Annotated in this window: 18 protein-coding genes; 5 read left to right on the top strand and 13 right to left on the bottom strand. The window is 72.5% G+C overall.

Annotated elements, in window-relative coordinates; genetic code table 11:
• Positions 1-39 precede the first annotated feature (39 nt).
• Positions 40-321 (top strand): hypothetical protein, encoded by a 282-nt coding sequence (locus IEV65_RS13990; protein ID WP_188431838.1) that lies wholly within the window; start codon positions 40-42, stop codon positions 319-321.
• Position 322: 1 nt separating this feature from the next.
• Positions 323-2,068, top strand: coding sequence for a tyrosinase family protein (locus IEV65_RS13995; protein WP_188431840.1), 1,746 nt, complete (start codon positions 323-325; stop codon positions 2,066-2,068).
• A gap of 201 nt (positions 2,069-2,269) precedes the next feature.
• Here the strand turns inward: IEV65_RS13995 and IEV65_RS14000 are convergent, their stop codons facing one another.
• On the bottom strand, positions 2,270-4,228 hold the full coding sequence (locus IEV65_RS14000) for a heavy metal translocating P-type ATPase (RefSeq protein ID WP_188431842.1): 1,959 nt from the start codon (positions 4,226-4,228) through the stop codon (positions 2,270-2,272).
• A 45-nt stretch (positions 4,229-4,273) separates the two neighbouring features.
• Positions 4,274-4,510, bottom strand: coding sequence for a heavy-metal-associated domain-containing protein (locus tag IEV65_RS14005; RefSeq protein ID WP_188431844.1), 237 nt, complete (start codon positions 4,508-4,510; stop codon positions 4,274-4,276).
• Positions 4,511-4,631: 121 nt separating this feature from the next.
• Between IEV65_RS14005 and IEV65_RS14010 the strand changes: the two genes are divergently transcribed.
• Both IEV65_RS14010 and IEV65_RS14015 read left to right on the top strand, forming a co-directional pair.
• On the top strand, positions 4,632-5,354 hold the full coding sequence (locus IEV65_RS14010; RefSeq protein WP_188431846.1) for a class I SAM-dependent methyltransferase: 723 nt from the start codon (positions 4,632-4,634) through the stop codon (positions 5,352-5,354).
• 59 nt (positions 5,355-5,413) lie between these two features.
• Entirely contained in the window at positions 5,414-5,887 is a 474-nt protein-coding gene (locus IEV65_RS14015) for a DinB family protein (RefSeq protein ID WP_188431848.1), read from the top strand.
• Positions 5,888-5,924: 37 nt separating this feature from the next.
• Here IEV65_RS14015 and IEV65_RS14020 read toward each other — a convergent pair whose 3' ends face one another.
• Positions 5,925-7,676, bottom strand: coding sequence for an NAD-dependent malic enzyme (locus IEV65_RS14020; RefSeq protein ID WP_188431850.1), 1,752 nt, complete (start codon positions 7,674-7,676; stop codon positions 5,925-5,927).
• A 146-nt stretch (positions 7,677-7,822) separates the two neighbouring features.
• Entirely contained in the window at positions 7,823-8,986 is a 1,164-nt protein-coding gene (locus tag IEV65_RS14025) for a M14 family zinc carboxypeptidase (RefSeq protein WP_188431852.1), read from the bottom strand.
• Between the two features lie 215 nt (positions 8,987-9,201).
• Between IEV65_RS14025 and wecC the strand changes: the two genes are divergently transcribed.
• Positions 9,202-10,446 carry a UDP-N-acetyl-D-mannosamine dehydrogenase gene (wecC, locus tag IEV65_RS14030; RefSeq protein WP_188431854.1) on the top strand — a complete coding sequence of 415 codons (1,245 nt, stop codon included), beginning with the start codon at positions 9,202-9,204 and terminating at the stop codon, positions 10,444-10,446.
• A gap of 15 nt (positions 10,447-10,461) precedes the next feature.
• On the opposite strand, the gene wecB is transcribed toward wecC, so the two are convergent.
• From wecB to IEV65_RS14075, 9 genes are all read right to left on the bottom strand, one after another.
• On the bottom strand, positions 10,462-11,613 hold the full coding sequence (wecB, locus tag IEV65_RS14035) for a non-hydrolyzing UDP-N-acetylglucosamine 2-epimerase (RefSeq protein WP_188431856.1): 1,152 nt from the start codon (positions 11,611-11,613) through the stop codon (positions 10,462-10,464).
• A gap of 74 nt (positions 11,614-11,687) precedes the next feature.
• The gene (locus IEV65_RS14040) at positions 11,688-13,034 is read right to left on the bottom strand and encodes an aspartate aminotransferase family protein (protein ID WP_188431858.1); all 1,347 of its coding nucleotides are present in this window, start codon (positions 13,032-13,034) and stop codon (positions 11,688-11,690) included.
• Positions 13,031-14,305 (bottom strand): M20 metallopeptidase family protein, encoded by a 1,275-nt coding sequence (locus tag IEV65_RS14045; protein WP_188431860.1) that lies wholly within the window; start codon positions 14,303-14,305, stop codon positions 13,031-13,033. The genes IEV65_RS14040 and IEV65_RS14045 overlap by 4 nt, the downstream gene beginning before the upstream one ends.
• Positions 14,302-15,498: an amidohydrolase family protein gene (locus IEV65_RS14050; RefSeq protein WP_229735300.1), complete on the bottom strand. Its 1,197-nt coding sequence runs from the start codon at positions 15,496-15,498 to the stop codon at positions 14,302-14,304. Before IEV65_RS14050 ends, IEV65_RS14045 begins: the two co-directional genes overlap by 4 nt.
• A 1-nt stretch (position 15,499) precedes the next feature.
• Positions 15,500-16,810 (bottom strand): type I glutamate--ammonia ligase, encoded by a 1,311-nt coding sequence (locus IEV65_RS14055; protein ID WP_188431863.1) that lies wholly within the window; start codon positions 16,808-16,810, stop codon positions 15,500-15,502.
• Positions 16,807-18,261, bottom strand: coding sequence for an APC family permease (locus IEV65_RS14060; RefSeq protein WP_188431865.1), 1,455 nt, complete (start codon positions 18,259-18,261; stop codon positions 16,807-16,809). Before IEV65_RS14060 ends, IEV65_RS14055 begins: the two co-directional genes overlap by 4 nt.
• An 84-nt stretch (positions 18,262-18,345) precedes the next feature.
• Positions 18,346-19,227, bottom strand: coding sequence for a MurR/RpiR family transcriptional regulator (locus tag IEV65_RS14065; protein ID WP_188431867.1), 882 nt, complete (start codon positions 19,225-19,227; stop codon positions 18,346-18,348).
• On the bottom strand, positions 19,224-20,072 hold the full coding sequence (locus IEV65_RS14070; RefSeq protein WP_188431869.1) for a hypothetical protein: 849 nt from the start codon (positions 20,070-20,072) through the stop codon (positions 19,224-19,226). The genes IEV65_RS14065 and IEV65_RS14070 overlap by 4 nt, the downstream gene beginning before the upstream one ends.
• 10 nt (positions 20,073-20,082) lie before the next feature.
• Positions 20,083-20,361 carry a DUF4235 domain-containing protein gene (locus IEV65_RS14075; protein ID WP_188431871.1) on the bottom strand — a complete coding sequence of 93 codons (279 nt, stop codon included), beginning with the start codon at positions 20,359-20,361 and terminating at the stop codon, positions 20,083-20,085.
• Positions 20,362-20,408: the final 47 nt, after the last annotated feature.

The raw sequence follows: 20,408 nt of genomic DNA on the forward strand, positions 1-20,408 counted from the left end.
TCGTCAGGCATCACGCCAGCACACACTCGGAGGGACAGGATGGACAAGCACGAGATCGACGCACGCGTCGAGGTCCGGGAGATCGGGAGGGGCCGCGCGGCGCGCACCGAGCTCCTCGTCGACGGGGAGCCGGTGAGGCATGGCCGCCTGCCGGGCGGGAAGTACTTCCTCTACGACAACGCCTACGTCTGGTCCGACGACCTGCGCGGCCTCGGTCGCCAGCTCGTGGTGGACCGTGCCGCACGACGGGTCCCGACGCCGGGCCCCGCCGACCGCACCACCCCGTCCGCCACGTCGACGGCCCCGCAGGACGGTGAGTGACATGGTCTGGGTCCGCAAGAACTTCACCGCCCTGTCGACGCAGGAGCGCGACCGCCTCGTCAACGCCCTCAAGGTGCTCAAGAGCCGGGGCGTCGTCGAGAGCTTCGCCCACCTCCACGAGCACCACTTCAACATGAACATCCACCACAGCTCGCACTTCCTGCCGTGGCACCGCGAGATGCTCCTGCGCTTCGAGCGCGAGCTCCGCTCGGTCGACGCCCGGGTGTCGCTGCCCTACTGGGACTCCTCGGTCGAGCAGAGCACCAGCTCCTCGCTGTGGAGCAACGCCTTCCTCGGGCAGTTCAACAGCCTGTGGAACCTGCAGCGTGCCCTCGGCTCGGACGTCCTGCCCTCGCCGACCACGGTCCAGCGCAACCAGACGCGCACGACATACGGCGGCTTCTGGTTCGAGCTGGAGGATCTCATCCACAACCCGCCGCACCGGTGGGTGGGGGGCCAGATGCGGACCGCGGCCTCGCCGCGCGACCCGGTCTTCTACCTGCACCACGCGTGGATCGACCTGCTCTGGGCGCGGTGGCAGGCGGCCAATCCGGCCGCCCCGTTCGTCTCGAGCATGACCGGTGCCGGTCTCAACGACCCGCTCATGGAGTGGCCGAGCCGCACCCCGGCGCACGTGCTGAACCACCACCGGCTCGGGTACGCCTACGACACCGAGCCGCTCGTCACCGGCGCCGCCGCGAGCAGCCCGGACCTGCGGGCCGGCGAGGTGCTCATGGCGGGGCAGTCGATCAGCTCCCCGAACGGTCGCTACACCTTCGTCTACCAGGGTGACGGCAACCTCGTCCTCTACGGGCCGGCGGGGGCCATGTGGGCCTCGCGGACCGACGGGCAGGCGGTCGGCTCGACGATCATGCAGGGCGACGGCAACCTCGTGATCTACGGCCCGGGCGGTCTCGTGGTCTGGGCCAGCGGCACCGACGGTCACCTCGGCGCTCACCTCGTCGTCCAGGACGACGGCAACGTCGTCATCTACCGCCCCGACGGCCGGCCGGTCTGGTCGACCGACACGTGGGTGGTGACCGGGCCCGACGCGAGCAGCCCCGACATGGTCGCCGGCGAGACCCTCGCCGCCGGCCGGCAGATCACCTCGCCGAACGGTCGCTACCGGTTCGTCTACCAGACCGACGGCAACCTCGTCCTCTACGGCCCCGCCGGCGCGACCTGGTCGTCGCGGACCAACGGCCGACCAGTGGGGACGACGATCATGCAGGGCGACGGCAACCTCGTCATCTACGCGCCGAAGGACCGGCCGGTCTGGGCCAGCGGCACGAGCGGCAGCCCGGGCGCGCGGCTGGTCGTGCAGGACGACGGCAACGTCGTGATCTACCGCGCCAACGGGACCGCCGCCTGGTCGACCGACACCTGGGTGATCACCGGGCCGGACGCGAGCAGCCCGGACATGCTGGCGGGGGAGACCCTCGTCCCCGGTGGCTCGATCAGCTCGCCGAACGGGCGTTACCGGTTCGTCTACCAGGCCGACGGCAACCTCGTCCTCTACGGGCCGACGGGCGCGCGGTGGGCCAGCAACACCAACGGGCGCCCGGTCGGGTCCACTGTCATGCAGGGCGACGGCAACCTCGTCATCTACGCACCCAAGGACCGGCCGGTCTGGGCCACCGCCACCGACCGCAACCCCGGCGCGCGGCTGGTCGTGCAGGACGACGGAAACGTGGTCATCTACCGCACCAACGGGACGCCCGCCTGGGCCACCAACACCTCGGTATGACGTATGCCGTCGGGAGGCTTGGACCTCCTCGGCCACGGGCGACCGCAGAGGCTGCTCGTGCGGGTGCCTGAGCTGAGGTGCTACGGATCTGCATCACGTGGTGATGCAGATCCGTAGCGTCCGAGGAGGCGCCCTGGTCGGGTATGCCGTGGGTCAGGTATGCAGCGGGTCAGGTATGCCGTGGGTCAGGTATGCAGTGGGTCAGGCCGCGACCTTCTCCCGCTCGGGCGCGGTGCGGTCCTGCTCGGACTCATGGCGGCGCGTCCGCGCGGGCGGGTCCTCGCGACGCCGCAGCAGGCGCATCGCGTTGACGATGACGAGCAGCACCGAGGCCTCGTGCACCAGCATCCCGATCGCCATGGTGACGCCACCGAGGACCACGCCGAGCATCAGCGTGGCCACCGTGACCAGCGCGATGGCGATGTTCTGCCGCATGGTGCTGACGGTCCGCCTGGCCAGCGAGAAGGCCTGGGGCAGCTTGAGCAGATCGTCCTTCATCAGGGCGATGTCCGCGGTCTCGATCGCCACGCCGGTGCCGGCGGCGCCCATGGCCACGCCGATGTCGGCGGTCGCCAGCGCGGGGGCGTCGTTGACGCCGTCGCCGACCATCGCGACCGTGTAGCCCTGCTTCTGCAGGTCGGCCACGGCCTCGAGCTTGTCCTCCGGCAGGAGCCCGGCGCGGACCTCGTCGATGCCGACCTGGGCGCCGACGGACCGGGCGACCGGCTCGACGTCACCGGTGAGCATGACGACCTTCCTGACGCCGGCGGCGTGCAGACGGCGCACCATCTCGGAAGCGTCGGCGCGGACGGTGTCGGCCACCGCCACGATCCCCACGGGGCGACCGTCGACCGCGACGATCATCGGCGTGCGACCGTCGGCGGCGAGCGCGGCCACGCGTGCCCCGGTCCGCTCGACCTCCGCCAGGCCACCCTCGGCCAGACCACCCTCGGCGGTCAGCAGCGCCAGGTTGCCGACGGCGACGCGACGGCCGTCGACGACGGCCACGACCCCCTGGCCCGGGACCGGGTGAGTCTCCTCGGGGAGGCCGGGCGACGGCATACCCCGCTCGGCGGCAGCGTCGAGGACCGGACGCGCGAGCGGGTGCTCGGAGCCGGCCTCGGCGCGCGCGGCCAGCCGCAGGACGTCGTCCTCGGACAGCTCCGGGACCAGCGGGACCACGTCGGTCAGACGCGGACGGCCCTGGGTGAGGGTCCCGGTCTTGTCGAGCGCGACGGCGTCGATCCTGGCGGAGGTCTCGAGGAACTCGCCACCCTTGATGAGGATGCCGTCCTTCGCGCCGCGGCCGATGCCGGCCACGATCGAGACGGGGATGGAGATGACGAGCGCACCGGGGCAGGCGATGACCAGCAGGGTCAGGGCCAGCACGAGGTCGCGGGTGACCAGGCCCAGGACGACCGCGAGCACGATGATCGCGGGGGTGTACCAGGCGGAGAAGCGGTCCATGAAGGCCTGCGTCTTCGCCCTGGCGTCCTGCGCCTCCTCCACGCGATGGATGATGCGCGCCAGGGTGGTGTCGGCGCCCACGCCGGTGGCCCTGACCTGCAGGAAGCCGCCGGTGCTGACGGTGCCGGCGAAGACGTCGTCGCCGGCCACCTTCTCGACCGGGATCGACTCGCCGGTGATGGAGGCCTCGTCCAGCGCGCCGGTGCCGCCGATGACGACGCCGTCGACGGGCACCTTCGCGCCGTTCTTGACCAGGACTGTCTCGCCGGTGACGACCTCCTGGGCCGGGACCTCGACCTGCCCGCCGGCGCGGAGCACGACCGCGGTGTCGGGTGCGACGGCGATCAGCTCGGCGAGCGCGGAGCGGGTCCTGTTGAGGGTCGCCGTCTCCAGCGCGTGCCCGACGGCGAACAGGAAGGTCACCGCGGCGGCCTCCCAGTAGTTCTGGATCAGCACGGCGCCGATGACGGCGACCGAGACCAGCAGGTCGATGCCGACCACCCTGGCGGTCAGCGCGCGCCAGGCCTTGCTGACGACGGGCGCGCCGGCGACGACCGCGGCGGCGATCATCAGCACGTCGCCCCACAGCGGGTAGCCCAGGGCGTGCTCGGAGGCGAACGAGGCCAGGATCAGCAGACCCGAGGCGCCCGGCACGGTCCAGCGACCCGAGAGCCATGTCCGGACGAGGTTCATTTTTGTCCTTCCGTATGTCGTGCGTCGGGCATCAGGGCTGGCAGGTCAGAACGCGGCGGGCCTGGCGGTGTAGCCGGCCTTGGCCACCGCGGCGACCAGGTCGTCGGTGCTCGCCACGGCGGGGTCGTGGACGACCTCGACGCGGGAGGAGGCGAAGTGGACCTTGACCGACTCGACGCCCTTGACGCGGCCGACCTGCTTCTCGATCTTGGCCACGCAGGAGGGGCAGGAGAAGCCCTCGGCCCGCAGGATCGTCGTGGTGGTGCTGGTGGTGGTGCTCATGGCATGTCCTCTCACGCTGGCTCGGTGCCCTCGGGGGCCTGATACCTCGAAGCTACGGACTTCCCCGCGAGACTTCCTTGACGCAGGTCAAGTCGCATCCGCCCTGGTAGACATGGAGCCCATGCCCCCTCCCGAGTCCCAGGTCCCGCCCACCGCCGCGCAGTACGACAGCTTCGCCGCGGCATACGCGGCCTCGAACGAGAGCAGCCTCTTCAACGCCTGGTACGAGCGCCCGGAGATGCTGCGCCTCGCCGGCGACGTCACGGGGCTGGGGGTGCTCGACGCGGGGTGCGGGTCGGGCGCGCTCGCGGAGGCGCTGCGTGACCGGGGCGCGTCCGTGTCCGCCTTCGACCTGAGCCCGGCGATGGTCGACATCGCGCGGGAGCGGCTGGGGGAGGCCGTGGACCTGCGGGTCGCGGACCTGGCCGCGCCGCTGCCGTATGCCGATGCGCAGTTCGATCTGGTCGTCGTCTCGCTGGCGCTGCACTACGTGGAGGACTGGGCCGCCACGCTCGCTGAGCTGCGGCGGGTGCTGCGACCCGGCGGGCGGCTGGTCGTCTCGGTCATCCACCCGACCGTCTACGTCGTCTCGCACCAGGGGGCCGACTACTTCGCGCTCACGCAGTACTCCGAGGACTACGACTACGACGGAGAGACGGTGTGGATGACCTACTGGCACCGGCCCCTGCAGGACGTGATCAACGCCTTCGTCGAGGCGGGACTGACGATCCGGCGCGTGACCGAGCCGCCGCCGGCCGCCGACACGCCGACCGAGCTGCTGCCCAACCCGGACGGCCGGTCGTTCATCTGCTTCCTGTTCGTGGAGGTCGAGAGGCCGGCCTGAGGCGGGGCCGGTCGGGTGTGGGTCCCTTCCTCCCTTCCGCCCCGGCGTAGCCTCGGGCTGTGGCCACCTTCTACACCGCGGGCGAGCGCGCCGTCCTCGAGGGATTCGTCGACGTGCAGCGTGAGCAGATCGCGGCGCTCCTGGACGACCTCACCGAGGAGGAGGCGCGGCTCCGGCTGGTGCCCTCGCTCACGACGCCGCTCGCGCTCGTGACCCACGCGATCTTCGTCGAGAAGGTCTGGTTCCACCACCGGCTGGCCGGCCGGACGCGTGCGGAAGTCGGCATCCCGGAGACCGTCGACGAGAGCTTCGTGCCGCGTGAGGGCGAGACGATCGCCTCCGCCCTCGGGGCCTACCGCGCCGCGTGCGAGGAGTCGCGGGCCATCGCCGCCGGGCACGACCTCGACCACGAGCTGCAGTGGCGCGAGAAGTCGATCAGCCTGCGCTACCTCTACGGGCACATGACCGCCGAGCTGGCCCGGCACGCCGGCCACGGCGACATCCTGGTCGAGCAGATCCGCGCGTGCCGCTGACCGTCGGCCTGTCCGTCGGTGCGGGCCGACCCGCTCCTCAGGCCTCGCGCCCCGGCTCCGTCGTCCGGGCTGACGGCTCGTCGATGTGGTCGACGACCTCGACCGTGGGGTAGACCGGCTGCCACATCAGCTCGTGGATGTCCTGGAGCGGGTGCTCGAGCTCACGGGTGGCCACGCCCTCCTCGACCGCCGCCTCGGCCACCCGGATCGCCACCGCGGCGGACACCGCGCGCAGCTGGCGCATGGACGGCAGGACCGGAGCGCCCAGCCGGCCGGCGGACGTCCGCTCGGCCACCGCCTGGGCCGCCGCGGCGATCATCCGGTCGGTGACCCGCGTGGCCCGCACCGCCACGGCGCCCAGGCCGATGCCGGGGAAGACCAGCGCGTTGTTGGCCTGCGCGATCTCGAACGTCGTCCCGCCCTGCTCGACCGGCGCGAACGGCGAGCCCGTGGCGATCAGCGCCCGACCGTCCGTCCAGCGCAGCAGGTCGGCGGGCACGGCCTCGGAGCGGCTGGTCGGGTTCGACAGCGGCATGATCACCGGCCGGTCGCAGCCGGCGGCCATGTCGCGCACGATCGCCTCGGTGAACGACCCGGGCTGCGCCGACGTCCCGACGAGCACGGTCGGCCTGACCTGCCGCACCACCTCCGCGAGGTCGTAGCGCCCCGCCCCGTCCCAGCCGGAGACCTCCTCGACGGGCCGGGCATACCTCTCCTGGAAGGCGCGCATGGGTGCTCCCGTATGCAGCAGCCCGCGGCTCCCGAGCCCCCAGAACCTGCTCTCGGCCTCCTTCTCGGACAGCCCCTCCTGCACCATGATGTCGCGCATGAGGTCGGCGACGCCGACGCCCGCGGTGCCGGCGCCGTGCACGACGATCCGCTGGTCGGCGAGTCGCTCGCCCTTGGCGCGGACGGCCGCGAGCGCCGCCGCCGCGACCACCGCGGCCGTGCCCTGGATGTCGTCGTTGAAGGAGCACTGCTCGTCCCGGTATGCCGCCAGGATGCGGTGCGCGTTGTCCGCGCCGAAGTCCTCCCAGTGCAGCAGGGCGTGCGGGAAGTGCCGGCGGACGGCGTCGGCGAACTGGGCGACGAACGCGTCATACCTCTCACCGCGCACGCGGGCGTGCCGCGCGCCGAGGTAGCCGGGGTCGTTGAGCAGGTCGAGGTTGTCGGTGCCCACGTCGAGCACGACGGGTATGCCGCGCAACGGGTGGATCCCCGCGGCCGTCGTGTAGACCGCGAGCTTGCCGACCGCGATGCGGATGCCGCCGACGCCCTGGTCGCCGATGCCGAGGATCCCCTCGGAGTCGGTGACGACCACGAGATCGACGTCCTCGGGCCCCTGCCCGTGCGCCGCGAGGGCCTCGTCCATGCCGGCGGCGTCGTCGATGGACAGGTAGATGCCGCGGGGGCGGTCGAAGGTGGAGCTGAACTTCTGGATCGCCTCGCCGACGGTGGGCGTGTAGATGATCGGCAGCATCTCCTCGAGGTGGTCGGCCACGAGGCGGTAGTAGAGGATCTCGTTGAGGTCCTGGAGCTGGTTGAGGAAGACGTACCGGCTCAGGTCGTCGGGCTGGCCGCGGAACTGCTGGTAGACGCGGCGCACCTGCTCGGTGAGCGTGTTGACCGCGGGCGGGAGCAGCCCGCGCAGACCGAGGGCGGCGCGTTCGTCGAGCGTGTAGCCGGGGCCGAAGTTGAGCATCGGGCGGGCGAGGACCTGGCGGCCCCGGACGGCGATCTGGACGGTCTCGACCCCGTCGACGGTGCGGAACTGGAACTGGCGCGGCATAACCAGACGCTAGTGGGTCTCGGCGCTGGTGGACAGGGGCCGGCCTCGGGCGGGTGCGCGTGCCGTCGGCACTCGCGACCGCTTTTCCTGCTGTGAGTCAGATGCATCCGACGCACAGAAGGAAAAGCGGTCGCAAGACGAGAGCCTCAGTCGGCCGGCAGGAACTCCCGCTGCGGGATCTGCTCGTAGTCCTCAGGGTCGATCGCGTCGATGCTGCCGTCGGCCACGGCGTCGATCAGGCCCTTGAGCCCGGTCTCGACCTGCTTGGTCAGCATCCCGTTGCGCTTGGATCCGTCGTACTGCGTCTGGCTCGACGTCTCGAAGAGCACCGTCGCGCTGCCGCGCAGGGCGAACGACCCCAGCGCGGTGCCGGGCAGGTTGGTGTCCTGCGGGTAGAGGGTGAGGTGCCCGAAGGCGGAGTCACCCTGGTCCTGGAGCGCGTCATACACGGCGACGTTGGCGCGGCGCGAGGCGTCGTAGTCGAACTTGGGCCAGTCGCCGAGCTCGGTCGGGTCGGCGATGAACCGCCCGGAGATGGACAGCGTCGACAGGTTGTCGGTGCCCACCTGCTTGTAGCAGGACCACTGGTTGTGCAGGTCGACGAAGTAGTCGACGGTCCCGAACTCCTGCTCGAGCCCGCGGTAGACGTCCCGCGAGGTCTGCGCCTCCGGCGTGATGTACCACCCGGTGTCGGCACTGCTGCCCGGGAAGTCCTCCGGCGCGGGGACGTAGTCCAGGTCCGGGTGGAAGTCGCGGTTGACGTCGAAGCCCGGCACCGACGCGCGGTAGTTCCACGCCGGCTGCACGCCCGCGAGCTGCGGGAACGCCGCGACGACGTCGTCCCAGCTCATCGCGTTCTGCCGGGTGTCGTGCTCGCCGCCGTCCACGTTCAGGCGAGGTATGCCGACCACCGTCACCTCCTCGCGCAGCTGCTGCGCCTCGGCGGACGGGCCGCCGAGCATGTGCAGCAGGTTGAGCAGGGCCTCGGTGCCGTGGTTCTCGTTGCCGTGGATCTGGGACTGCACGTAGATGACCGTGTCGCCCTCGCCCACGCGGGCCGAGTAGATCTCGCGGCCCTCGTTGCTGTGGCCGGCGACCTCGACGTCGACGAGCCCGCCCGAGGTGCGCTCCAGCTGCTGCACGGCCGCGGTCAGCTGGTCGTGGTCGACGAACGCGTCGTTATTGTTGCCCGGCTGGACGCCGCAGTGGGAGTTCTCCGGGATGGCCTGCGCGGCGCCGGGCACGAGCGCTGCGGCCGACGCGACGAGCGCGGCGGCGGTGACGGATGATGCGAAAGATCGGTGCGACATGGCTTCTCCTCCGAGTGGTGGTCCGTCCTCACCACCCTCGGCCCTCGGGCGCCGGACGCCAAGCGTTTTTGCCAAACCTTTGCCAGATCAGAACCAGCGCCTGACCATCGGGGTGACCGGACGTCGAGGCAGCCCCCTCCGTCCCGTGTGGAATACTCCTGCAGTCCTCTACCGACCCGCCGACGGGCTGGGCCGGCAATCCTCCAAAGGGGTAAATGCGCATGCGCAACACCGTCGCCGTCATCGGCCTTGGGTACATCGGACTCCCGACTGCGGCGATCCTCGCCAGCCACGGGCAGAAGGTCATCGGGGTGGACGTCAACCCGGTGCACGTGGACGCTGTGAACGCCGGCCAGGTCCCGTTCGTCGAGCCGGAGCTGGAGACGCACGTCGCCGGCGCGGTGAGCCTGGGGATGCTGTCCGCGCAGGCCGAGACCCCCAAGGTCGGGACCTACATCATCGCGGTGCCCACGCCCTTCACCGAGGGCCACCAGGCCGACCTCAGCTACATCGACGCGGCGACCGACGCGATCATCCCGCACCTCGAGGGCGGCGAGCTGGTCATCCTCGAGTCGACCTCCCCGCCCGGGGCCACCGAGCACCTGGCGGCTCGTATCATCGCGGCCCGGCCGGAGCTGACGGTCGACCAGGAGAGCGAGACCAACGTCGACGTCGCGCACTGCCCCGAGCGCGTGCTGCCCGGCCAGGTCATGGTCGAGCTGGTGACCAACGACCGCATCGTCGGCGGCCTCACCCGCCGGGCCGCCGAGCGCGCCAAGGCGCTCTACCAGACCTTCTGCACCGCCGACATCTTCCTCACCGACGCGACGACCGCGGAGATGGCCAAGCTCACGGAGAACTCCTTCCGGGACGTCAACATCGCCTTCGCCAACGAGCTGTCCGTCATCGCCGAGCGCCTGGGCATCGACGTCTTCGAGCTCATCGAGCTCGCCAACAAGCACCCCCGCGTCAACATCCTGCAGCCCGGCCCCGGCGTCGGCGGCCACTGCATCGCCGTCGACCCGTGGTTCATCGTCAGCGCCGCCCCGGAGGAGGCGCGCCTCATCCGCACGGCCCGCAACGTCAACGACGACAAGCCCGGCTACGTCATCTCCAAGGTCAAGGAGGCGCTCGGTGACGCCGAGGCCCCGGTCGTCGCGGCCCTGGGCCTGGCCTTCAAGCCGGACATCGACGACATGCGCGAGTCCCCGGCGCTGAACATCACCGCCCAGCTCGCCGACGAGCTCCCGGACGCCTCGATCCTCGCGGTGGAGCCGAACGTCGAGGCGCTCCCGGGCAAGCTCGCCAACCGACGCAACATCGCGCTGACCCCGCTCGAGGAGGCGATCGAGCGCGCCGACGTCGTCGCGCTGCTCGTCGACCACCGCGAGTTCAAGGCGCTCGACCGCTCCCTGCTCGACGGCAAGGCCGTGGTCGACACCCGCGGCACCTGGCGCTGACGCCGACGGGGCCCGTCAGCCCCCGAAGTCGGGCAGGCGCGACCCGCGGCCGAGCATCTGCTCGATCGCGGCGACGCTGCGGGCGGCGGCCTGACCGTCGCCGTAGGGGTTGACGGCGTTCGCCATCGCGGCGTGCGCGGCGGTGTCGTCGAAGAGCGTCGAGACCTCGGTGACGATGCGCTCCTCGTCGGTGCCGATGAGCCGGACTGTCCCGGCCTCGACGGCCTCCGGGCGCTCGGTGTTCTCGCGCATGACCAGCACCGGCTTGCCCAGCGAGGGCGCCTCCTCCTGCACGCCGCCGGAGTCGGTGAGGACCACGTGGGCGCGGTCCATGACGCGCGTGAACTCGCCATACGCGAGGGGCTCGGTCACGAGCACGTTGGTCAGACCCTCGAGGTGCGGCAGGACGCTCTGGCGCACCAGCGGGTTGGCGTGCGCCGGCAGCAGGATGTCCGCGTCGGGGTAGCGCTCGGCCAGCCGGCGCAGCGCCCGCCCGACGCCCTCCATCGCCTCGCCCCAGTTCTCGCGGCGGTGCGTGGTGACGAGCAGCAGCCGCCGGTCGCCCTCGACGAGACGCGCCAGGCGCTCGTCGGTGAAGGGCACCTGCTGCTCGACCGTGTGGAAGAGGGCGTCGATGACCGTGTTGCCGGTGACGGCCACCGTGCTGGGGTCGACGCCCTCACGCAGCAGGTTGGCCCGCGACGTCGGCGTCGGCGCCAGGTGCAGCGCGGTGACCTGCGTGGTGATCCGTCGGTTGGCCTCCTCCGGGAAGGGGGAGTGGATGTCGCCGCTGCGCAGCCCCGCCTCCAGGTGCACGACCGGGATCTGGCGGTAGAAGGCCGCGAGGGACGCCGCCGCCACCGTCGTCGTGTCGCCCTGCACGAGGACCGCGTCCGGCGCCACCTCCTGCAGGACCGGGTCGATCCGGTGCAGCACCTTGGCGGCGAGCTGGTTCAGCCCCTGACCGTGCTCGAAGACGTCGAGGTCCTGGTCCGGGACGATCCCGAAGATCTCGTTGACCTGGTCGAGCATCGAGCGGTGCTGGCCGGTCACGACGGTGACGGACACCAGCGTCCCGCTGCTCTCGATCGCCTTGATGACCGGGGCGACCTTGATGGCCTCCGGCCGGGTGCCGTAGACCGTCATCACCCGTGGCTTGCTCGTCATGCCCGCACCGTACCGGCCCGGGGCAGGGACTCCCGCATGCGGGCCGTGCGCGTCACACCCTCAGCGGGCAGGGCTCACCAGCCGGAGAACGCCGCCACGTCCTCGTCCGCCACCCGCCCGGTGGCGGCCGCATCGATCGCGTCGGCGAGCAGGTCGACCGCACGGTCGATCTCCTCGGAGGTGATGGTCAGGGGCGGGGTGAGCTCGATGACGTTGCCGCGCACCGGGTAGGCGACGATGCCCAGACCCCACCCGGCGAAGACCGCCTTGGAGGTGAGGGTCTCATCCGGCGCGCCGGTCGCGGGCACGACCAGCTCGACGCCGACGCTCAGGCCGCGGCCGCGGACGTCACCGACGGTGGCGGCGCCGGGGCGGGCGGACGCGGCATACCTCTGCAGTCCCGCGACCAGCTGCGCGCCTCGCGCGACCGCGTTGGCGGCGAGTATGCCGTCACGCAGCTGTCCGAGGACCGCCCGCCCCGCGGCGCACGAGACGGGGTTGCCGATCGTCGTCATCAGCGCGGACGCGGCGGGTGAGTCGAGGGCTGCCGCTGGCCCGACGACGGCCGAGAGCGGCAGGCCGGAGCCGAGCGACTTGCCCAGGGTGACCAGGTCCGGGACGACCCCCTCGGCCTGGTGCGCGAGGAACTCGCCGGTGCGGCACAGGCCGACCTTCACCTCGTCGACCACGAGGAGCGAGCCGTGCGCCTGGGTCAGCTCGCGCAGGCCGCGCAGGAAGCCGTCCGGCGGCACGATCACGCCGCCGTCGGACTGGATCGGCTCGACGAGGACGGCGGCCACGTCGCCGCCGGCGAGCTCCTGCTCGACCCGGGTCAGCGTCGCGGCGAGCAGGGTCTCGGCGTCGCCCGTCCAGGGGCGGAACGGGTCGGGGTAGGGGACGAGGCGCAGGTGCGGGTCCGCCGTCGCGCCGGCCGCGACGTGCAGCCCGGAGACGGCCATCGAGCCGCCGAGGCCGCCGTGGTAGCCGTTCTCGAAGGCGACGACCGTCGAGCGGCCGGTCATCTGGCGCACCCCGCGCAGCGCGACGTCGTTGGCGTCGGTGCCGGCATGGCCGAGGTAGACGCGGCGGTCCGTGCCCGTCGTCCCGACGAGCTCGAGGAGCTCGCGGGCCAGGAGCACGGCCTCCGGGTGGGTCCCGGAGAGCACCGAGCCGCCCGCCTGCGACGACACCGACCGGGTCACCGCCTCGACGACCGCCGAGTGGCCGTGGCCGAGCCCCGTGGCGGTCCAGCTGGCGCTGAGGTCGAGCACCTCCCGGCCCTCGGGCGTGACGAGGGTGCAGCCGTGGCCCGTGGCGACGACCTGCGGGAAGAACCGGAGCCGCTCCACGCCGGCGATCGACCGGGCGTCGGCGGCATACCAGTCGGCGTCGGTGGTCGGGACGGTCGCGGGCTCGCTCATCCGGACCACTCCTCCACGGCCCCGATGCTCGGGTGCGCCTCGTGCGCCAGCTCGGACGGGACGGGCAGCAGGCCCTCCGCGACGAGCTCGGCCGCGGCCAGGTAGCCGCACACCAGCGCCCCGGCGACGTGGCCCACCGCCTCGTCCGTCGGCAGGAACTCCGGGTGGTGCAGGGGCGGGGGCGCGTCGTGCCCGTCGACCGTCACCCCGACGAACGCCATCACCGACGGCACCACCTCGCCGAAGAAGGAGAAGTCGTCGGCGCCGAGCGAGCGCATCGGCTCGGCGGCGACCAGGCCCGAGCGCCCGAGCCAGGCGTCCATCCGCTCCACCACGGCGGGGTCGTTCACCAGCACCGGCTCCCCGGAGGTCACCGTCACCTGCGCCTCCAGCCCGAACGCCTCGGCCTGGCGCGCGGCGAACACCCGCACGGCCTCCTGGATCTGCACCCGGTCGTCCGGGTCCGTCGTGCGCAGCGTCGCGAGCAGCCGCGCCTCGGCCGGCAGCACGTTGGCGCTCGGCTGCCCCGCCTGCAGGTGGCCCACCGAGAGCACGCTGGGCCGCATCGGCGACACGGTGCGGCGCATCAGCTCGGGCAGCCCGAGCACGACGTGCGAGATGGCGGCGACCGGGTCGGCGGCGTGGTGCGGGTAGGCACCGTGCCCGCCCCGCCCGCGCAGCACCACCTCGATCTCGTCGGCCGCCGCGTTGACCACGCCGGCCCCGGTCGCCACGTGGCCCGGCGCGACGCCCGGGTGCACGTGCGCACCGACGGCGGCGGCGACGGCATACCTCTGGAGGGCGCCGGAGGCGACCGCGTCCTGGGCACCGGAGGGATAGGTCTCCTCGCGCGGCTGCAGCAGCGGCACCAGCCCCACCGGCAGGTCGAGCCGGGCGGCGGCGCGGACCACCGCGACCAGCGCGGCCAGGTGCACGTCGTGCCCGCAGGCGTGCATGTGCCCGGTGCGGGAGGCGTATGCCGCACCCGTCGCCTCGTGCAGGGGCAGCGCGTCCAGCTCCCCGCGCAGCAGCACCGACGGGCCCTGCACCGGCCCGAGCCGGCCGACGCGACCGGTGCCGGCGACCCGCTCGAGCGCCACGCCCATCGCCTCCTCGACCAGGCGGGCGGTCGGCTCCTCCTGCCCCGAGAGGCACGGGTCGGCGTGGATCGAGCGTCGGAGCTCCAGCGCGCCGGGCAGCTCCTCGCGGAGGGCGGCGAACCAGCGCTCGCGGAGGTCGGCCAGGCCGGTCGTGACCGCCGGTGCCGTCATGCCCCGGCCCGCCCGAAGGTCGTCGTGGCGACCTCGTCGAGGCGGTAGACGCGGCGGGCGTTCTCCGATCCGACCAGCTGCGCGACCCGCAGCTGCTCGTCCTCCGGCCAGCCCTCGCCCCACGTCGCGAGCGCGCGGGCCAGGCCGGTGCGGAACAGTCCGGCGCCGAGGTGGAAGAGCTCGGCGGCGCCGAACGCGTCGGAGGAGAAGAGCGCCTTGTGGAAGGGCGTCAGCTCCAGCGACTCAGCGATGACCTGCGCGGACTGGGCGCCGGTGTAGGTCACGGCGAGGCCGACGTCGCAGTAGACGTGCTCGAAGACGTGCGCGAGGTAGCCGGCCTCCCGGTGGAAGGGGTAGCAGTGCAGCAGCATGAAGCTCGCGCCGCTGCCGCGCGCGAGGCGCAGCAGGTCGGTGAGCAGCAGGGGGTTGCAGCGGTGCAGGTCGACGTCGGGGTCGCCGTAGCCGACGTGCAGCTGGATCGGCACGGCCCGGTCGACCGCCTCCCACCAGCCGAAGCGGATGAGCACAGGGTCGGTCAGCCGCAGCGGCTGCCCCTCGGGCGCCGCCGCGAGCCAGGCCGCGACGGCGCGGGTCACCTCGTCGTCCGTGGGTCGGCTCGGGTCGATGTCGAAGCCGCCCCGGTATGCCGCGATCGACTTCACCCCGACCGCGCCGGTCAGGCGGGGGTCGAGGAGGTCGTCCAGGCGGGCCCGGAAGGCGGTGGGGAAGTCGCACGGCGCCCCGGCGACCGCGAGCTCCTCCGCGACGATCTCGGCGGTGCGCTCGAGGCGCACGACCTCGGCATACCCTGCAGCGCCGGAGGCGCCCATGCCGGCGGGGTCGAGGATCTCGTCGGAGCGGTGCCCGGTCTCGACGACGTAGTCGCCGATGCCGGTGGCGCGCAGCAGGCGCTGGTTGACCTCGGCGGGGCCGAGCTCGGCGCGGCGCGCGAGGTAGTCCTCGGGGGTCGCGAAGGCGGGCAGATCCAGCACCGGCGCGCAGTGCCGACGGATCGCGAAGCCGAGCTGGGTGTCGAAGAAGGTCGTGCCCGTCGGGGCGGGCGCGTCGGACTCGGTGATGAGGTCCTCGAACGTCGGCCGGTCCAGGGTGACGTCCGCGACGCCGTGGCAGTGGTGGTCGACGAGCGGGACCGCCCGGAGCCAGTCGGGGACGGTCGTGGTCAGGTCGGGCACCTCAGTACACCTCGCGGTACCACGCGCACTGGGCGGCGTCGTCGAGCGCTCCGACCTCGGCGATCTCGACCCGCTTGAGGCGCAGGTAGGTCGTGACCAGCTCGGGGGCGAACCAGCCGCGCACGACCTCGTCCGTCTCGAGGGCCTCCAGCGCCTCGTCCAGCGAGGTCGGCAGGCTCGGCACGTCCGGGTGCTGCTCGGGGTCGATCTCGCCGACCTTGAGCTCGGCCTGCGGCGTCTCGCCCCGCAGACCCTGGAGCCCGGCGCGCAGGAGCAGGCCGAGCAGCAGGTAGGGGTTGGCGCCGATGTCGCCGCCGCGGAACTCCAGGTGCAGCTGCGGCTCGGGGTCGCGGCCGTCGATCTCGACCGTGGGGCACAGGCGCACGAGGGCCTCGCGGTTCTCCAGGCCGAGGAAGACGCCCGCGGAGGACCAGTGGTGCGGGCGCAGGCGCTGGTAGGAGACGGTGAGCGGGGCGAAGAACGCCGCCAGCGCGCGGGCGTGGTGGACGATGCCGCTGGCGAACCGGTTGCCGGTCTCGGAGAGCCGGCCCGGGCGCTCGGGGTCCCAGAAGACGTTGCCGCCGTCGGCCGCGTCGAGCCCGAAGTGCACGTGGACGCCGTTGCCGGTCGCGTCGGGGCGGACCATCGGGGAGAAGGTCGTCCGGTGGCCGGCGGCGCGGAAGACGTCGCGCACGAGGTCGCGGGTCAGGACGGCGCGGTCGGCCGCGGCCACCGGGTCGGCGGGGCGGACGGTGATCTCGAACTGGTGGTCGCCGTACTCCGGCAGCCAGTTCTCCGGCTCCAGGCCACTCGCCTTCATCGCGGTGATGAGCTGGGAGCCCATCGGCTCTGCCGCGCGGAAGTTGCGCCAGGAGAAGGGGTGGTGCGTGTCCTCGGCGTCGAGGTCGGTGAACTCGTGCTCGAACCCGGCCCGGACCGTGATGCCGAACTCCGCCTCGAGGTCGCGCACCGCGTCCTTGAGGAAGGTCCGCGGGCAGCACGCCCACGGCCGGCCGTCGGTGTGGACGATGTCCGCCATCACCACCGTGGTGTCGGGCCGGCCGGGGACGCCGGTGAGCAGGGTGCTGGCGGCCGGGTCGGGCCGCAGGCGGAGGTCACCGGTCGACCCGAACGGGATCTCGTCGACGATGTGCCCGCTGGCCCCGATGCCGAGGTTGGCAGGGACCCAGCCCACCGTGCCGTCGGGCCGGAGGTCCTCGGTGGCGAGGGAGCGACCCTTGGTGATCCCGGTGAGGTCGGTGGTCGCGACGAAGGTGAGCGGGGTCAGGTATGCCGTGTCCGCGCCGCTCATCCCAGGTCCTCGACCGTGAGGCGGGCGCCGATGCGCTGGGCCAGCGACGGCGCGGCGAGGATCACCACCAGGCCGAGCAGGCACCACGCGCCCGCGATCCAGGGGAAGTAGCTGTAGGGCGGCTCCTGGCCGGCGACCTGCACGACATACACGTAGACGAGGAAGGCGAGGCCGAGCGTCGGGACGACCGTCTCCCAGCGGCGGATCGGCGAGCCCGGGCGGAAGGTGTGCCGGATGACGCCGACCGAGGCCATGCCGTAGGCGACGACCATGCAGAGGGTGGCGATGGTGGCGTACCAGTAGTAGACCTCGATGGGGCCGCCGCCGATCGCCGCGAGGAGCAGCACGAGCAGGACCGTGAGGGCGATGACCGTCACCGTCGCGACCGAGGGGGCGCCGGTGCGCGGGTTGGTGCGGGCGAGCGCGGCCGGGCCGAAGCCGTCGCGGGCCAGGGCGAAGACCAGGCGCGCCGCGGCGGCCGAGCAGCTCATGAGCGAGGCGAAGGCGACGCAGAAGGCGATGACCGAGATGAGCACCGCGAACCACGGGCCGATGTAGGTCGAGCTGATCTCGGTGAGCGTCGAGCTCGCGCCGGCGAACGCCGCGACGCCGTCGGCGTCGGTGCCGTAGCCGATCGTCTGCGCGAACATCACGAGGGTGTAGATGACGCCGGCGAGGACGACGGCATAGGTCAGGGCGCGGGGGATGGTGCGCTTGGGGTCGTGCGTCTCCTCGCCGAGGGAGGTGCCGGACTCGAAGCCCGCCCAGGAGAGGAAGCCGAAGACGGAGGCCGTCATGATCGCGGTCAGGTTGGCGTCGCCCGGCAGGAGGGTGGACAGGTCGAGGCCGGTGCTGACCGGGGCGCTGCCGGTGGCGACGCGGGCGATGACGATGACCGACAGGAGGAGCATCGCGACGATGCCGACCATGCCGATGGCCAGCAGCGTCCGGGTGGTCGTCGTGGACTCGCGCAGGTTGAGGGCCAGGGCGGCGGCGGCCGACACCAGGCCGACGAAGATCCAGCCCCCGCCCGGGAGGGCCAGGCCGAGCTCGCCCAGCATCGCGTCGAAGAAGACCGCGCAGGCGCCGACGATGCAGGCAGAGAAGAAGAGGTAGGTCCCCAGCAGCGCGAAGCCGCCGAAGAAGCCGGCGCGGGGGCCGAGGGTGGCGCCGGCGAGGGCGTAGACGCTGCCCGCGTGGGTGAAGTAGCGGGTCAGGCGGATGAAGGCGTAGGCCACCAGCAGCGTGCCCACGAAGGAGACGACGAAGGTGAACGGCACCGCCTTGCCTACCAGCCCGGCGACGCCGATGCCGTTGAGCGACATCGCCATGACGGGGCCCATGAAGCCGACCGACAGGGCGGTGACCTCCCAGACGCGGAGGTTGCGGTGCAGGCCCGATCCGTGGGCGGCGTCGGCGCTCGAGGGGGCGCCGGTGGAGGTCTGGCTCATGGACGGCAATGAAACAGGCATTACGCCAGGCGCGTCAAGAGGTTGGGAAGAACTTTTTGTTTCAGGCGGGTATGCCGCGTCGTCTCAGTCTGGGGGTGCCAGGGCGGACGGCGTGTGCGGGTCGAGCTCCTCCCGGACCTGCTCGAGGCGCTCGACGCGGGCGCGGCCGGTCTCGCCCAGCTGCTCGGTGATCCCGGCCACGAGCGCCTCGACCAGCGCGAACGCCGGGACGAGGGAGTCGAAGGGGGAGGGCGACTCCACGTGGGTCGGCAGGACCGCGGTCGCCACCTCGGACACGGGGGAGAGCCACGGGTCGGTGAGCAGGAGGACCTGGGCACCGGCGCGGGCGGCCTGGGTAGCGAGCCGCACGGTCGCGGGGTCGTAGCGGCGGTAGTCGAAGACGACGAGCAGGTCGTCCCGGCCGGCGCCACCCACGAGGGCGACCCGGGAGAACTCGTCGCCGGGCACCGAGTGCACCCCCGGCCGGAGCAGCTGCAGGTGGCTGACGAGGTAGTCCGCGAGGACGTGGCTGAAGCGGCCGCCGACGACGTGGACCCGGTGCTGCGGGTCGCACAGCAGGTCGACCGCCCGCTCGAACTCGCTCTGCGGCACCTCGTCGAAGGAGGTCTGAAGCGAGGAGGCGAAGGCGCGGACGACATACGGGAGGAGGTCCTCCCCCGCGGCGACGTGGCCCTTGGAGGGGTACTGCTGCAGGGGCGAGCCCAGCTGCGCGTGCACCTCCCGCATCAGGGAGCGCTGGAAGGCGGGGTAGCCGGAGAAGCCGAGGCGCGAGACGAAGCGCACGACCGTCGGAGCGCTGACGCCGGCGCGCTGCGCGAGCGCCGCGACCGTCTCAAGGCCGGCGACGGGGTAGGCGGAGAGGAGGGCCCGCGCGGCCTTGCGCTCGGCGGCGGGAAGGTCGCCCATGGTCTCCCGGATGAGGGTGGCGACCGTGGGCTCGCTCACGGCTGCGGGAGGGCCGCGGCGAACGCGGCGGCCCACTGCTCGGCCGTCGGCCCCGCGTCGGTGAGGTCACGCATGTCGACCGCGGCGACGCGGTCGGCGTTGTCCTCGGTCCAGGCGGCCATCTCGTCGAGGACGGCGGCGTCGTAGAGGCCGGCCGGGCCGACGACGACGAGGACGGGGGTGTCGGGGTAGGTGGCGTCGATCTGCGCCAGCAGCGCGTCCAGGCCGGCGGCCACGTCCTCGCCGGGGCTGCCCTGGCCCAGGCTCACCAGCACCGCGTCGGCCCCTGTGGAAGCCTCGGCGAACGCGGCGACGTGGTCGGCCGCGTCGGCGATCGTGGTGCCGTAGCGGCCCCCGCTCCACACGGTCAGGCCGGGGCCGTCGCCGGAGGTGAGCTCGAGCGGCTCGTTGAACGAGACGTCCTGCTCCTCGCCCCAGTGGTGGATCGCGACCGGGCGGCCGCCCTCGGTGCCGGTGAGCAGCGCCCACTGCTGGACCCACTGCTCGGGCAGGTGGCTGAACCCGTCGCTGACGACGAGCAGGTCGCTGTCGGGACCCGACCACGCGTCGACCCAGTCGGCGAGGTCACCGTCGGCCGAGCCGGTGCGCACATCGGAGTCCGTACCCGTGCCGTCGGCGTCGCTGGTGGCGGTGCTGTCGGCACCGTCACCTGTGGCGGTGGCGAGGTCGTCGTCGCTCGTCGGGGACGTCGCCGCAGCGGGCGGGGGGCCCAGGGCTTCCCCGCCGGGCAGGTTGACGGTGCGGTAGGCCAGCACGGAGAGCCCGACCGCGATCAGGGCGAGGATCGCGATCAGGAGGTTCTGGACCCGTGCGGTGACGGTCACTCCTGCAGGCTCAGGTCTCGTTGGCGACCTGGGCGGAGCTCTTGCCCTGCGCCTTGCCCAGCACCCGCGTCGCCTGCCGGTTGACGAGCATGCGGGAGAGCGCGATGAGGGCGCCCGAGAGGACGGCGAAGGCGATGGCCTCCTTGAGGTCCACCTCCGGGTCGTCCGGGTTGTTGGGGACGTTCCGGCCGGTCACGATCTTCCACGTGCCGTCGGTGGTCTTCTTGGCGATGATCGAGGCGACCACGGCTGCGCCGGTGGTCACGAGCTTCGCGACGATGTTGGCCATGCGCCCGATCTTCCCACAGCGCGCCCGGACAGGACGGTCCTGCCGCC

Source organism: Ornithinimicrobium tianjinense (assembly GCF_014636495.1).
In the GTDB taxonomy this organism is placed as follows: domain Bacteria; phylum Actinomycetota; class Actinomycetes; order Actinomycetales; family Dermatophilaceae; genus Ornithinicoccus; species Ornithinicoccus tianjinensis.

Coding starts and splice junctions, on each gene's coding strand:
- IEV65_RS13990 (WP_188431838.1), top strand. CDS start 40: ATGGACAAGCACGAGATCGACGCACGCGTCGAGGTCCGGGAGATCGGG.
- IEV65_RS13995 (WP_188431840.1), top strand. CDS start 323: ATGGTCTGGGTCCGCAAGAACTTCACCGCCCTGTCGACGCAGGAGCGC.
- IEV65_RS14000 (WP_188431842.1), bottom strand. CDS start 4,228: ATGAACCTCGTCCGGACATGGCTCTCGGGTCGCTGGACCGTGCCGGGC.
- IEV65_RS14005 (WP_188431844.1), bottom strand. CDS start 4,510: ATGAGCACCACCACCAGCACCACCACGACGATCCTGCGGGCCGAGGGC.
- IEV65_RS14010 (WP_188431846.1), top strand. CDS start 4,632: ATGCCCCCTCCCGAGTCCCAGGTCCCGCCCACCGCCGCGCAGTACGAC.
- IEV65_RS14020 (WP_188431850.1), bottom strand. CDS start 7,676: ATGCCGCGCCAGTTCCAGTTCCGCACCGTCGACGGGGTCGAGACCGTC.
- IEV65_RS14025 (WP_188431852.1), bottom strand. CDS start 8,986: ATGTCGCACCGATCTTTCGCATCATCCGTCACCGCCGCCGCGCTCGTC.
- wecC (WP_188431854.1), top strand. CDS start 9,202: ATGCGCATGCGCAACACCGTCGCCGTCATCGGCCTTGGGTACATCGGA.
- wecB (WP_188431856.1), bottom strand. CDS start 11,613: ATGACGAGCAAGCCACGGGTGATGACGGTCTACGGCACCCGGCCGGAG.
- IEV65_RS14040 (WP_188431858.1), bottom strand. CDS start 13,034: ATGAGCGAGCCCGCGACCGTCCCGACCACCGACGCCGACTGGTATGCC.
- IEV65_RS14045 (WP_188431860.1), bottom strand. CDS start 14,305: ATGACGGCACCGGCGGTCACGACCGGCCTGGCCGACCTCCGCGAGCGC.
- IEV65_RS14055 (WP_188431863.1), bottom strand. CDS start 16,810: ATGAGCGGCGCGGACACGGCATACCTGACCCCGCTCACCTTCGTCGCG.
- IEV65_RS14060 (WP_188431865.1), bottom strand. CDS start 18,261: ATGAGCCAGACCTCCACCGGCGCCCCCTCGAGCGCCGACGCCGCCCAC.
- IEV65_RS14075 (WP_188431871.1), bottom strand. CDS start 20,361: ATGGCCAACATCGTCGCGAAGCTCGTGACCACCGGCGCAGCCGTGGTC.